Consider the following 15,301-nt stretch of genomic DNA (forward strand, 5'->3'; position numbering starts at 1 on the left):
TTCGCTACAAGCTTGTTTGCAAAAACTGTTTTTTCTAAGCCGCCCCAAGAGCTTCCGTTGGTCGCTTTGGGTCAGCAAGAAAAAATCAGCTTTTGCTGCACAAGTCTTTCCGCTGCAATCGGGGCTAGGAAATTGTACTCATAAGGAATAATGTATTAATTTCTTTTGTATAATTGACAAATCAATAAAGTAGGATGATTATCATACAAATCCACCCATGTTTTGGTGCATTAATATTATTCAGTTATACTTATATATGAGTTGATAGTAATTTTTTGATCAGCAACTAATTGTCCAAATATAATTCTAATTGTCTCTTAAATTGTAAATGTAAATTAGAATTTGAATCAAATACTGATTGAAAATGACCTAAGTTCTTTAATTTTTCTTTAAACTTCAATAAAGAATTAATTGAATCATGAATTTCATTTGTATTTATGTTACCACTTTTAAAATATGTCCATATTTTTGGACTTCCTGAAAAAATAAACTTTTCATAAGCAGTATCAAACTCTTCTTCAGTAAATTTACCAACTTTGGTAAAAAATAAACATAATGCAATATCACATTCCTTAAGCATCTTATTATATTCATCTTGTAATCGTGTTGTTGACATCTCATCTAAAAAATATTCCCATTGAATAATCTGAAAATATATTCCTTTTTTATGAAGGCGGTCATTTTCAATACTAATAAATTCTCTAAATGATTTTCTTTCCTCAGCAAGTTCAGAGGATGATGCTAAAAATAACTTAATAGTTTTCATTTCAATCTTACTATCTTTTTTTTCAATATCATCTTTTAATTTTTTTTCAGGATTTGGTAGACCAATATTATAAAGAAGAGATTCTACTCTAAATGATTCTTCACTAATGTTACAAAATACTTTCGCATCTTTATTTTCCATAATTTTATCCAATAACATTTCATATGAAAAAGTTGTAGAATCTTTTTTTGATAAGCATTTTTGGCATGTACAAGGAATAATAATCCGAGGAACTACGCCTTTGTAGCCATCAGTAATATCTTTAACTGAATTCATAATAATCATCATTAATCCTCTTGCATCATCCCCTTTTGCTTTTACTGTAATTCGCCTTTTGTAAAAATCTTCAAATACTTGGCTTGAAGTACCATTATCATAAAAATTTACCCCGTTGTTCCAAACTTCATTATCGTCTAGTATAAACCTACTTAGTTCAGCACTAATTTGATTAACTAGCCCCTTAGGCATAAATTCGTAATGATATTCAATTCGAAGATAATTATCTAAATCATCTTTCCAGATATCTTTAATTTCCATCGAATGTAATCTCGTTGGCATTATATAGTTACTTTTATTATTCTTTTTAGGAAATGCTATCTTAAAAACCTCTAACATATCTTTCAATATTGTATGCTTATCTTCATATATCTTTGCTTTCCAAACTAAATCAAAGTCTTCGGACAAAATTATACCCTTATTAGAATTTTTTTTGTAATCAATAATTTTATAAACTGCATCAACTGCCCACTTAGGATTTAAAATTACCCAATCTTTAAGTTGGTTTTCTGTATGATACCAAAGTAAAATCCCAATTGAATGAAAAAACTTTATACAATCTTCAACATCTTCCCTTGATTTAAAACTATCTGGATTCGACTTAACTATCTGTTCTTTAAGATCAATATATGATATGCAATTTCTACTTTTTAAATTATAAATCATTTCTCTAACAGGAACCCATGATTTTGGTACATTTCTCCTGTAGTGAGGGAGAGCGACAATTTGATTAATAATAGACTTTTTTATTTGTGAAAGTCCTTTATTGCTTTTAGGAAGGTTTATTTCATGATAATATTGCGATGAATCTTTTATTATGTTAAAATTTTCATTTGCAACATACTCACCTATATCATTCCAATTTGCTGTATTTCCATCATGACAAGTTTGCCCCAAGATTATTGGGCTTTTACCTCCAAATTGATAAATTGTAGGAATCCAGTAATCAAAATGATGAGTATTTTGACGAGATGAAGCTAATAAAACAAATACTGAATTTTCAGTAATAAAAAATCTATGCACAGGATAATAAACATCTTGACCTCCAAAATCCCATATATGTGCCATATGCTTCTTGTTTTTTTGGATTTTAAAAACCCAATCGACTATTGAAATTCCTCTAGTTCTATTTTTCTCTTCAGGAAATGGTGCTTTTGAATCCAATAATCTTCTAACAAGCGATGTCTTTCCGGCACTCCCCTCACCAACTAAAGTTAACTTAGCCTCGTAAATTGTATCTTCACCTTCTTGCACAATTTTTTCAAAAAATCTAATTATTGCCTGATTTCCTTGCTTTATGGTTTGTTGAGGAGGATATTCTAATGGATTATTTTCAATTATTAAACCACTAGATCTAGGCATAAAAGTCAAATTTATTTGAATCCCTTTTTCTATTATTGGTAATATTGCTCTTATATCTTTTATTTTATTACTACTAAGATTCAATATTACAATTTCGTCCTTATTACCTAAAGGAGAAATATCCGTAATTAAATTATTTTGCAAGAATAATTCTCGCAATCCAAATAAGTTTTTCAAAGGGGAAATATCTGTTATAAGATTGAAACTAAGATTTAATGTTTCTAAAGCTTTTAAATCTGTTAGAAAACTTAAATCATTTATGCCATTTGATACTAAGGATAAATTAGTTAATTTAGTAAGTTGACTAATTGGCCAATATGTTCTTATATTACATTCACCCAAATCTAATGTCGATAAGTTTTTAATATTTCCGAGTGCTTGAATATTAACATTCGGATTATTACGCATAGATAAAGAAGTTAAATTACTAAATCCTGCGAGAGGTGAAATATCTTCGATTTGGTTTTCACTAATATACAGCATTTTAATTTTTTTCAATCTTTTTAAAGCCGCCAAACTTTTAATTTTATTACCATCCAAATCCAAAAAGGATAAATTTTCTAAATTAGAAAGTGAACTAATATCTTCAATATTATTATCCCATAATGTCAAATGATTAAGATTTTTTAATTTTGATAATGGAGATAAATCACTTATCTTGTTACTCCATAGGTTAAGTTTAATTAAGTTATGGAATTTTGAAAGTATAGAAATATCCGATAAATTATTATGCCTTACTTCCAATATTTCTAATGACGTGAAAGACTCTAAAAAATCTATATTTGAAATGTCATTTTCCTCTAGATAGAGTTCTGATAGCTGACTTAATTCTGAATATTTCAAATTTTCAATTGATCCATTCATTACCAATATTTTAAGATCAGGAAAATAATCGATAAAGTCAATTTGAGAATTGATAATATTTAATCCAATTATTTTACCTTCTTTAAGTAAGTATGTACTAGTTTCATTGTAATTTAACAATAATTCTTTTTTATTAACTTCTTTAAATTCAGTATTGAGTTTGCTTTCAATAAAGAGAATGTTTTTTGGTTTCATACAATATAATGATTAATTATTATAAACTTAAAGTAAGTTAAACTCTAATTCTTTTAAATGAGGATGTTAAAAAAAAACAAATATTGAAAAATTATATCAAATAATTATCATGTAATCAAATTATTCGGATAATAAATAAACTGTTGATAACAAATACTAAAACTCATAGCTAGTTTTATTAAGTAAGTTATTGATTTTTTTTTCCTAACCAACCTCCCTAATTTTTTTTTATAGCACGAAACTCTTTGGATAGTCTCCATACCTCGCACCGCTCCCGCACGAATCCCTTCGTGTGACATCTTAAATAAATCACTATATTTGAAATAATCATTTCAAACAAGCCTTCACATATAAAGCTAAATATTGATTTATATTAGAAGTTTGTTTCATATATGAATGAGTTGATAACAAATCAAAAAAAATGAAACTCTACATCACATTATTCCTTTTATTCCTATCCACAACACTTTTTGCTCAAGAGCAATTTTTTTTGGATAACAGAACCGCTTATTGCACCCTATTTTTAAAAGACGGAAAACTGATTGGAACCTGTGAAAAAAGTTTTTTTACCTCCTTCGAGATTAATTTGACGAATCAAGAATTGGATAGCGTTAGTTTGTTTAAACAGCTTCCGTTAAGTGGCATTGCTAATGTTACCTATGTACCCAATTCGAAGGAAAATGTGGATTACAAACTAAAGGCAGAATACGATGTAACGACCCGAGCAGGATTTCCTCAAATTCTTATCAAAACAAGCGATGGATGGTTTGCAATGGATAATCTTACAATATACAGCGATCGCATTACCTTTGAAATGGATAATGACCCTGATCCTCCTATCACAGCAACTGATTTAATGGTTATCAATAAAACAATCACTTTACTTCAAAATGAAAAGCATTGGAACAGAAATGATGACAGAAGATGCAAAGATGATATTGAAAATAAAATCTACAGCCTTTTTTGTGCTTTATATTCCGCATCTGTTGAAGTGGAAGGAGCATACAACCACAGAAGTGCCATTATGCAACGCATCAGAAAAACAATTGTTGACATTTATCCCAACAAAGAATTAGAACACCGCCTACAAAGTTTTAATAATTTACCCGAAACAGACCATACCGTTTTAATGGATTTACTGACTCGGGTAAAAAATCAAGTTAGTGAAAAGTTGAAAGAATAATAGTGTACAAGCTCTGCATTCTATAATTTAGCAACAATAATCTTTTGTTATAGCAAAGCCATATAACTTTTCAAAAAACTTATATGACTTATATGGTTTAAAATAAATTAAGATATGAAAACCCCTCACCAACTCGCCTCCCGTTTTCGTGAAGTCATTTTAAACGGCACTTGGGTGGCCAACACCAACTTTAAAGCACAACTTTCCGGCACCGATTATAAAACGGTTACCACACCAATAAACGACCTCAACACCATTGCCGTGTTAGCACAACATATTCATTATTACATCAACGGAATAAATCAAGTATTTACCGGTGGCACTCTGGATATTAAAGACAAATACAGTTTCGATTTTCCACCAATCACCTCACAAGAACAATGGGAAAATTTTCTCAACACTTTTTGGAACGATTCAGAAACCTTTGCTAACCACGTTGAACAACTTTCCGAAGAACAACTCCAACACTATTTTACCGATGAAAAATACGGCACTTATTACCGCAACATCGACGGAATGATTGAACACAGTTATTATCATTTGGGACAAATTGTGTTAATCAAAAAGCTCATTTCAGCGAAAAAATAATTCATAAAAAATAAATCTATTTTAAAATCTACGAAACAGTTAGGTAAAATAAAGCATTGTTGGTGAGCAATTAAGCGAAAAGAACATGTGATTTTTGTAACAAAAAAATGTTACATATTTACGATATAGAGTGATTTTTATTAAGTAAAATTGTATAAATTTACTTAATAATTCATCATTTTATGAAAAAAGCCTATCTACTTCTGTTTTTTATTTGCAGTTTTTCTTTTGCACAAAGTCCACAAACCATCGATTCTCTAAAAAAGGTTATTTCTTCAAAAATACCAAGCGATGATAAATTGGATGCGTATCATAAACTCTTTTTTAATTACTTAAATTCAAATCCTGAATTGGCAAAAAAATATATGAATTCGCTTTATAAATTGAGTAAAGAAGGAAAATGTGAAAAATGTGAAATTTATGCCGATTTAGAAAATGGTGATTATCACAATTCTAAAAATGATTATAAAAAAGCAATTTATTATTATGATTTATGTGCTGAAAAATGCTTGAAACTAAAAGATTATGAAGTATATGAAGTTGCAATAATGCAAAAAATCAGCACTATTATAAACTTTAATAAACATGAAAATGTAGAAGCTGATATTAATCAATTACTTGAAATTAAGAAAAAATACAATTTGAATTCGAACTACGAATATGTTTATTTTTTATCAGGAGAATATTATACTGCCAAAGAATATTATCAAACTGCTTTGAAATATTATATCATGTGTGATGAGATTATGGATAAGAATAAATCCATCGATTTTCCTTTCAGAATTAATATAAACAATATGATTGCATTAGTATATTCTAATCTGGGAAATCATGACAAAGCCAGAAAATATATCGACGTATCATTAAAATTTGCAGAAAAGACAAATGATATTCACTATAAAATGTATGTCTATGTAAATAAAGGTTTTACTGAATATAAAGCCGGAAACTATAAAGAAGCTATAAAATATTCACAAGAAGCCTATGCTCATTTTGAAAAAAACAATATGGTTTTTAGTCTTGATGAACTTGCTTCAAATTTAGGAAAATGTTATCTGGAGTTAAAGGATGATTCAAAAGCACTATACTATTTTAATAGAAACATTGAAAATTATGAGCCTACTCAAGGAAAAGAAAATTACAGTACGTCATTAACCGGAAGGGCTCAAATTTGGCTAAATCGCAATGAAGTTGAAAAAGCAAAAGCAGATATTTTAGTGGCCAAAGAGTTGAATAAAATTGATATGGAATCAACTTATTATATTCAAATTCTTGACACAGAATTTAACTATTTCAAAAAAACAAATCAGCTGGAAAATGCTATTCAAACATTAAAAACTAAAGATTCATTAAATGCTATAAAAAATAGCAAGACCGATTTAATAAAACTCAACGAAGTGGAAGCCAAATATCAAAATGAGAAAAAAGAACAACAAATTCAACTTCTATCCACTCAAAAAGAACTAGCTGAAAAACAAAAATACATCTACATCGGATTACTCGGTTTGTTAGTCATTCTGGGAGCAAGTTTATTCTACGGCTATCGCAATAAAATTAAAACTGCTCAAAAACTCAATGAACTAAACGAATTAAAATCTCGTTTTTTTGCGAATATTTCTCATGAATTTAGAACACCGTTGACATTGATAAAAAGTCCTGTCCAAAGTTTGCAAGCCGAGATTACAAATGAAAACCAAAAAAATAAACTCCATTTGATTAATAAAAACTCCGATAGAATGTTAGATTTGGTTGATCAACTTTTGGAACTTTCAAAATTGGATAGCGGAAAATTGAAACTCATTTTAAAAGAAGGAAATATTGGTTTGTTTTTAAATTCTATCATTGAATCTTTTTCTTTTCAAGCCAAAGAAAATAAACTTTCATTTAGTTCTACCATTGAAAAAAACACAGAAAATCATCATTTTGATAAGGATGTAATTGAAAAAATAGTCACTAATTTACTTTCCAATGCTATTAAGTACACAGCTGAAAATGAAAAAGTTAACTTTACTTCTTCAACAGAAAACAATCAGTTAAAATTAGTGGTTTCTAATTCGGGTTCGGAAATTAAAAAAGAAGAAATCAATAAACTTTTTGAACGATTTTATCAGAAAAAAGAAAACCATCAAGGTGTAGGAATCGGCTTGGCGTTAGTGAAAGAATTAGTAGAATTGTATAACGGAAAAATTGAAACAACCGTTGAAAATGGACTTTTGAGTTTTACAGTACTATTGCCATTAGAAAAATCTAATCAAAATGCTATTGTTGTTACAAAAGAAACTACACAATTACTAAATGATCAAAACACTAACGAATCAGAATTACCTATTCTTTTACTTGTAGATGACAATCAAGATGTAAGAACCATTTTAAAAGATATTTTCAAAGAAAACTATCAAATTATAGAAGCGGCAGATGGCGAACAAGCTTTAAAAATTGCCAAAAAAGAAATTCCGGATTGCATTATTTCCGATGTTATGATGCCAAAAATGGACGGATTTGAATTTACCAAACAAATTAAAACCAACGAATTAACTTCATTCATTCCGGTTATTCTGTTAACCGCAAAAACATCAGACGAAGCTCATTTGGAGGGATTAAAAAGTACTGCAGATGCATTTTTAACTAAACCATTTAACAACGAAATCTTAAAAGCAACTGTCTTACAATTAATCGCAGAACGCAAAAAACTGCACACACGTTACAGTCAGGAATTGATTTTACGTCCGGTGGATATTGTCATAAATTCGGTAGAAGAAAAATTTATTGAAAAATTGCAACTCATTTTAAACAAAGAATTAGCCAACTCAGAATTTAGTTCCGATGACTTTGCTGCTTCAATTGGTATGAGTAGAATGCAGTTGCATCGTAAATTAAAATCACTTTTAGGTGTTTCGACTTCCGAATTTTTACGAAATGAGCGATTGAAAGCCAGCACAGAATTACTCAAAAAAGGTAAAGCAAATATATCAGAAATTGCTTACTCTGTCGGGTTTAATGATGTATCCTATTTTTCAAAATGCTTCAAAGAAATGTATCATTGCACTCCAACTGAATACATGGAAAGAAATTAAATTACGCTGCTCAGATCCTTATTTTATTGAGATGTAACACCTTGTTACAAAAATCATAATCCCTGTTACAATAGTCATAGGGATTTTTTTGTGCGTCCTATACTTTTACATCAACACAAAAACGATTACTCAATGTCAAAAAAAGAAACGGTGAAGTATGAAGCTAAAATTGATCAGTTTTTTGATAAGAAGATAATCATAAATGTGAACCATTTGGATAATGGAAATTATGAATTGAACATAATCAATAAAAATAAGCTCATCGTAAAAACAACATTCAAAAAGAAATAACCATGAAAAAAATTCTATCCCTATTATTATTACTTCCATTATTGTCTATCGCACAAGTTGGAGTAAACACAACAACGCCAAAAGCAGCTTTGGATGTAGAATCAACGAATAACGGAGTATTAATTCCAAGAGTTCAATTGACTTCAATACTAGATATAACTACTGTAATTAATCCCAACACCGGTCCATTAGAAACTTCAACATTGGTTTATAATATAGCACCAGCAGGAACAATACCAAACAATGTGGTACCAGGTTTTTATTATTGGAATGGCTCACAGTGGACAGCTATCGCAGGAAATGCTCCATCAGATCATGATTGGTATGAAGTGGGAACAACAGTAGCTCCCAATGCAATTACCGATGAAATGTTTCATATTGGAAATGTTGCTATTGGAAAAAATACAGCAAACCATAAACTTGATGTTGAAACTACAAATCAAAATGTTGGAATTTCCAATAATTTAATAAAAAGTCTAAGTTTAGGCATAGGTTATGGTTTTGATAACATAATGAACATTAACTCAAATGACGAAACTCAAGCCATTAGAAATAGATTTTTAGGAACAGGAACAGGTTTAAAAACCGGTTTAAAAAACTATGCTGATTCATCCATTTTAGGTTCAAAAATAGGTATTGACAACGAACTAAATGCTAGTGGAAGCAATTTCCTTTTCGGGATGAGAAATACGCTCAATCATTCCGGTAGCGATTTAACTTTAGGACTATTTAATGCTATAAATAATCCTCTTGGTTCTACCGGAACGACTCACGCCATTGAGAATAGAATAATTAACAATAGCACCCTTGAAACAACTGCTGTTTTTAACGTTATAGACTCTCCAGATGGTGGTGGTGGTGGAAGCTATGGAATCCACAATTTTATTGGAGGAAGAAAAACTGGTGGAAAATATGGTTTCAGAAATGTAATATCCTCACTAGTTCAAGATGACATGTATGGCGTTAGTAACTCCATTACTTCAACTGTTGACAACGGAAGTATATACGGATTATATAATGATTTTAACACAAATAGCAACACACCAACTTATGGAAATAGCAATCAATTGGGCGGAACAGGTGATGGAATCATTAGAGGTGTTTACTCTTTTATTACTAACTCAGGTAATGGAAATCACATCGGAATTCTGAGTAATCTTTCCGGAAGTGGAAATGGAAGTAAAATAGGAACTTTTACCATAATACCACCAACTGCCGGGGGGACACACTACGGAATTTACAGCGAAGTTTTAAAACCGGGAGCAAACAATTTTGCCGGTTATTTTCTCGGAAATGTTGGTATAGGAACAACAACAACCAACACATATACTTTCCCTCCATCACGTGGAACCAACGGTCAAATCATGCAAACCGATGGTTTTGGAAATTTATCTTGGACAAATCCGCTCAGTATAGGAACTGGCTGGTCTATTTTTGGAAACTCAGCCATCGTAACACCTGCAAATCCTGCCATTTACGGTACTTCCTTTATAAGTGCAACCGAAAACTTTATTGGAACAACAAACGCACAAGCTTTTGTGATAGGCACCAATAATATCGAACGCATGCGAGTACTACCAACAGGAAATGTTGGAATTGGTATTGCAACTTCACCGGCAAGGTTAACGGTACGAGGCACTATTAACGCACCAGCGATTCCGGGTGCAACTTCTAATGCCATGCTCAGAATTGGAAATGAACTTGATGCTTTAGATATAGGCAAAGCAGGAGCAACAGGCAATTTTTCCGCTTGGTTGCAATCTGGATTTCAAGGCACAGCAGATCCCATGAGCTTACAACCACTTGGTGGAAATGTTGGTATTGGAACAACAAACCCCACATCTAGTTTAGAAATTGAAAGCGGGGGCATAACAGAGTTAAAATTAAGCTCTCGGGCAGCTTTTGGTGCAACACGATTTTCTATGTATAGTGATAAAAACCTACCAAATGAATGGCGACCAGCCTACATCGAAAGTGCAGACAACGGAGCATTTACAGGAAGATTAGATTTTTATACCAATGGAACCGGAGCTGCCAATCGATTAGGTTCAGTGAGAGCCATGAGTATCGTTAATGGAAATGTTGGAGTTGGAATTACAAATCCAACTCAAAAACTGCACGCGTTTGAAAATGCAGACACAAACAAAAGTGTTATTTTGGGTGAAGCTAGACAAATTAATACCGGAACAGATTTTCTAAACATTGGTGTAAAAGGAAATGGTAATGGCACCGGAGGTTGGGGTTTTGGAGTTGGTGTATTGGGAATGAGTGATGTTAACAACACCTATAATTCAACTGGAGTTTATGCACTTTTGGGCACTGTAAACCCAACATTTAGTACAAGTTTTTCTCGAAATCAAGCATTAATTGCAAATGGAAATGGAATTGGAAACTCGGCAATGTTTGTTGGCGGAAATATGGGCGTTGGAGTACCATTAGACACAAATCCTACCAATTTAGTCCATATAAACAATGCAACTCCCGGTGCTTTACGAATTGTAGATGGCACTCAAGCAGCTAATCGGGTATTAACTTCAGATGCCACTGGTGTTGCAACTTGGAGAGAAAGTGCCTTGACTGGAGTGACTGGAAATTTAGTTGCCTCTGGCAGCGGTATTAGTATTCCTTATACTCAAACAGTTGGTTTTCTTCAAACAGGATCATCTATCACTTTGCCTCCAGGCCGATATGTGGTTAATGTAACAATGTTAATGTCTGTATTCCCTACTACATCAACAAATAATTCTTCGTTTTGGTTAAGAACAGCGTTTTCAGATAGTAGTGCCGCAAGTCCAACCAGAACAGCAGATACAGTAGGATCATATTACATAAGCGGAAACTTACCCGGAAGTAGCTATTTTTCTATTTTATCAGGCTCTGTAATTATTAATAATACATCTGGAGCAAACAAAACTTATTACTATATAGCCGGTGAAGCTCTAACAAACAACACAACGCAAAGTTTAGGGAATTTTAGCGGATGGGGAGAAGATAGCATTGTAGCCTATCGATTAAATTAATAAAATCTTAAAATAATAACCTTTAAATCAAAAACAATGAAAACAAAAATTTTAAAATCAGTTTCAATGGTACTATTTATGAGTACTAGCCTATTTTCTTGCAGTAGCGATGCTATTATTTCCAACGAAAATGAAAACAACAATAGTAATACAAATCATTTAAAACCAGCACCACCGGGATTACCAGAATTTTATTACCGCCATAATGGTGTAACACCCTATACTAGTGTTCCAGATGCATTTGCAAGCTCCTCTTCTTCTGCCATTTACGCAATGGACGGGTCGTTTAATGTTATAAAAATTCCGCTAAGCTCTCTAGCTGTCGGCTCTTATCACGTCAATATTGGTAGTAATTATTTTACCTATATGTTGCCTACCAATACAAATAATTGGAATGGAATACAAGGTTCTGTCAAAATAACACAGAATGATTCATATCTAATTTCAGGGAATTTTAAAATTACAGGTAACGGAATCGGATTTACAGGCGTTACCTCTGTAAATGGCTTTTTTAATTCAGTCCCAATTCTGCCATAATTTTAAGTACTCATTAGTTCACAAAAAAAGCACCCCGAAAGGTGCTTTTTGTCATTTAACTTTATGATTAACCAATTTCAATCATTCGCTTTGGTTTTGGTAATGCTTCTTCGCGTTTTGGTAAGGTTATATGCAACACACCATTTTCATAAGTAGCATTAATATCCGATTCATTCACAATTTCAGGAAGTGTAAACGCACGTTTAAAAGACGAATAACTAAACTCTTTGCGAGTATATTTTCCATCGTTGTCTTTTTCTTCTTTTTCGTGTTTCGATTCAGAAGAAATAGTTAACACATTGTCATCCAATTCAATGTTAAAATCGGCTTTACTTTTGCCCGGAGCGGCTAACTCTACCACAAAAGTAGTTTCAGTTTCTTTAATGTTCACTGCCGGTACTGTGTTGTTCATTCGTTCCATGCCACCCATCCAATCGGGTTTAAAAAATTCATCAAAAACGGCTGGAAAAGGAAATCGGTTGTTTGTTTTTACTAGTGTCATAACTTTATTTTTTTATGGTTAAACATTTTATTTTGACTCACAAAAAACAAAGTTTATACCAATTGAATCGTTAAGTCAAATTGACATTTTTTTAAACCAAAAACAGTCAAAATTTCAGTTATTACAACTGATTAACAATGTTTTAACAGACATTTTTTCAGAAGCTAATCCCGCTTTACGCTACAAGCTTTTGCTCAAAAACCTTTTTTTCTAAGGTCCGGCAGTAGCTCCCAAGGTCGCTCTGCCAAACCAAGAAAAAATAGGTTTTCTTCACCAAAGGCTTTTCGCTACAATCGGGGCTATGGGGTTTGTGCAAATAAAGAAATAATAGTTCAAATCTGCTTTCACAATAATTGTATCTAACTTTTATAAAATAAAATATTAAATTTACTCCCAACGCTACCGCACGAATCCCTTCTTGTGGCATTTATAAATACCTAATTTAATCAAAATAACCATGTATCATTTCTCCTACTTCAAAGAAAAAGAAAAACAAGTCATCTTCGATTTTATGGAAGATCATCCATTTGCATTTCTAACAGGAAGTACACTTTCTGGCAAACAAGTGGCCACCAAAATTCCTATTTTGATTGAGGAACGAAATGGCGACTTGTTTTTGCAAGGACATATTATGCGAAATACAGACCATCATAAATGCTTTGTAGAAAACCCAAATGCATTGGTGGTTTTTACAGGTCCAAGTGCTTATGTGAGTGCTACTTGGTACACCAATTCACAAAATGGCTCTACTTACAATTACATGAGCGTGCACACCAGCGGACAAATGAAATTTATGTCACCTGAGGAGTTAATACAATTTATGCGAAAGTTTACCTTGAAATTTGAAAAAGGAAATACCGAGTCGGCAACCATTTATGACAATCTACCTGACTCCTATTTATCTAAATTGATGCCCGCCATTGTAGGTTTTGAAATCAAGGTAGATAAAATGGACAATGTCTTTAAACTAAGTCAGAACAGAGATGAAAAAAGCTACCTCACCATCATCTCCAAACTCGAAGAACAAGGCGGAGAAAGTGCCTTGATTGCTCAAGAAATGAAGAAAAGAAAAGCAGAACTATTTCCACCCGGAGCAGAATGGGATAATTCTAAATTTGATTCCTAACAAAATCAATTACATCTTTACAAACTTTCTATTCTCCACCACATTTCCTGAAATAAGTTTCAAGAAATAAACTCCCGCTTGTAAGTCTTGCACATCGAGTTCATTGGTGTTATCATGACTACTTTTCACTGTTTTTCCATGAATATCAATCACTTCTAGTGTATCAATAGCCAATGATGAAGAAATCCTAAGCATGTTTGCTACTGGATTCGGATAAAGTGTGATGTTAGCTTCCAAATTTGTTTGCGGAAGAGCCAATGTTGAATCCGGTCGTGTGGCAACCGCTCCCAAACAATTGTTATAATTCGTCATCATATTTATCACCGAACCTTCTTCGCTATTGATTGTGGTGGTACTTGTAACAAGTCCGGTTTCTAATGAAATGCCAAATAAACTCTCACCATTACTAAAATAATAAGTTCCCGTAGTTGGGTCAATTGTTGATCCGGCATTTACAGAATACGCATAAGTTGGCAGCGGAACTTCAGAAATGTTTGTTACTTCTCCGGTGGTAGGATTAATTTTTCCAAAACGTGTATAATAAATAGAGGAAGGAAACGAAACATCAGGATTTTGCACCTGAGTATTTTCCACCACCAAACCATAAACCGTTTCATCGGCACAGTTATAGGTAAAATTAGTAAAATTGAATTCGTTTGGGTTACTAAAAACAATATCCGGGTTGCTATATACCGCTCCGTTATATAAATCGATACCCATAAACTTAGTACCTGTTGAATAATAATAAACCATTTCTCTTGGGTCGATGGCTGTTCCGGCCAATTGATAACCTTGTCCAATAGACGTTTGCGAAAGCTGGGTTAAATTACCGTTATCGCTATTTAATTCAGCAAGATACATACCAATAAATTGATTGTTTTCTGTAAATGTTCTGGCTAAACCGTACAGTTTATTGTTTGAATTATTATAGCGAACATTATCAAAATACGTAGTTCCGCCAAAAAAACTGTTGATAGGTAATTCGTCAATAATATCACCTGTGAAAATATCAAACGACATCATAAAATTAATGGAAACCAAATTAAACCGATTGGTCGATTGGTTGAGCGAACCACCCGTGATACTAAAAATATTTGGGCTGGTTTCTTCCCCAACATTGGTAACAATTCCATCGGTTGGATCTACTGTACCTATTCGAATGCTAGGGCCAAATTCGGTACTATATTTAGATACAACTGTATACAATTCATCTGTGGCTTGAGCACTCAGTTGCAGTGCAGTTGCCAAAACCAGTACAAGTAATGTTCTTTTCATAGCTTAATATTGTTTAATGCGTTACTAAATACTGCAATTAAGTATTAATAATTTATTTTTTACTAAAGGTAATGTATATATAAATTCAAATGTTAAAATATAACGCATTTAACTATTGTTTAAGCAGTTAGAATAGAAATGTGAGGCATTTAATTTATATTTTTAAACAATGCACAACCTGAAACTTGGAACTTGAAACTTTTTAACCGCAAAGAACGCTAAGGATTTCGCAAAGAGCACAA

General features: G+C 32.2%; 10 protein-coding genes. 7 read left to right on the plus strand and 3 right to left on the minus strand.

All coding sequences use genetic code 11. The annotated features are described in order from the left end of the window. Positions 1–286: 286 nt before the first annotated feature. On the minus strand, positions 287–3,463 hold the full coding sequence (locus B4N66_RS03300) for a COR domain-containing protein (protein WP_291092332.1): 3,177 nt from the start codon (positions 3,461–3,463) through the stop codon (positions 287–289). Positions 3,464–3,884: 421 nt separating this feature from the next. On the opposite strand from B4N66_RS03300, the gene B4N66_RS03305 reads away from it, so the two are divergent. The 6 genes from B4N66_RS03305 to B4N66_RS03330 all read left to right on the plus strand — a co-directional run bounded on the left by B4N66_RS03305 (position 3,885) and on the right by B4N66_RS03330 (position 12,156). Further along, positions 3,885–4,646, plus strand: coding sequence for a hypothetical protein (locus tag B4N66_RS03305; protein ID WP_291092333.1), 762 nt, complete (start codon positions 3,885–3,887; stop codon positions 4,644–4,646). A 114-nt stretch (positions 4,647–4,760) separates the two neighbouring features. Next, on the plus strand, positions 4,761–5,234 hold the full coding sequence (locus B4N66_RS03310; RefSeq protein ID WP_291092334.1) for a DUF1572 family protein: 474 nt from the start codon (positions 4,761–4,763) through the stop codon (positions 5,232–5,234). Between the two features lie 182 nt (positions 5,235–5,416). Further along, positions 5,417–8,308, plus strand: a complete 2,892-nt coding sequence (locus B4N66_RS03315; RefSeq protein WP_291092335.1) for a hybrid sensor histidine kinase/response regulator transcription factor — start codon at positions 5,417–5,419, stop codon at positions 8,306–8,308. 132 nt (positions 8,309–8,440) lie between these two features. Next, entirely contained in the window at positions 8,441–8,599 is a 159-nt protein-coding gene (locus B4N66_RS03320) for a hypothetical protein (protein WP_291092336.1), read from the plus strand. A 2-nt stretch (positions 8,600–8,601) separates the two neighbouring features. Then, positions 8,602–11,619, plus strand: coding sequence for a hypothetical protein (locus tag B4N66_RS03325; protein WP_291092338.1), 3,018 nt, complete (start codon positions 8,602–8,604; stop codon positions 11,617–11,619). A gap of 36 nt (positions 11,620–11,655) precedes the next feature. Further along, positions 11,656–12,156, plus strand: a complete 501-nt coding sequence (locus B4N66_RS03330; protein ID WP_291092339.1) for a DUF6252 family protein — start codon at positions 11,656–11,658, stop codon at positions 12,154–12,156. A gap of 67 nt (positions 12,157–12,223) precedes the next feature. Here the strand turns inward: B4N66_RS03330 and B4N66_RS03335 are convergent, their stop codons facing one another. Then, a complete protein-coding gene (locus B4N66_RS03335) occupies positions 12,224–12,658 on the minus strand; it encodes an Hsp20/alpha crystallin family protein (protein WP_291092340.1) in 435 nt (144 codons plus the stop codon). Positions 12,659–13,115: 457 nt separating this feature from the next. On the opposite strand from B4N66_RS03335, the gene B4N66_RS03340 reads away from it, so the two are divergent. Next, complete coding sequence (locus tag B4N66_RS03340) at positions 13,116–13,784, plus strand: FMN-binding negative transcriptional regulator (RefSeq protein ID WP_291092341.1); 669 nt, start codon at positions 13,116–13,118, stop codon at positions 13,782–13,784. A gap of 9 nt (positions 13,785–13,793) precedes the next feature. On the opposite strand, the gene B4N66_RS03345 is transcribed toward B4N66_RS03340, so the two are convergent. Next, positions 13,794–15,059, minus strand: a complete 1,266-nt coding sequence (locus tag B4N66_RS03345) for a T9SS type A sorting domain-containing protein (protein ID WP_291092342.1) — start codon at positions 15,057–15,059, stop codon at positions 13,794–13,796. Positions 15,060–15,301: the final 242 nt, after the last annotated feature.

It is taken from the genome of Flavobacterium sp. UBA2787 (assembly GCA_002352205.1).
In the GTDB taxonomy this organism is placed as follows: domain Bacteria; phylum Bacteroidota; class Bacteroidia; order Flavobacteriales; family Flavobacteriaceae; genus Flavobacterium.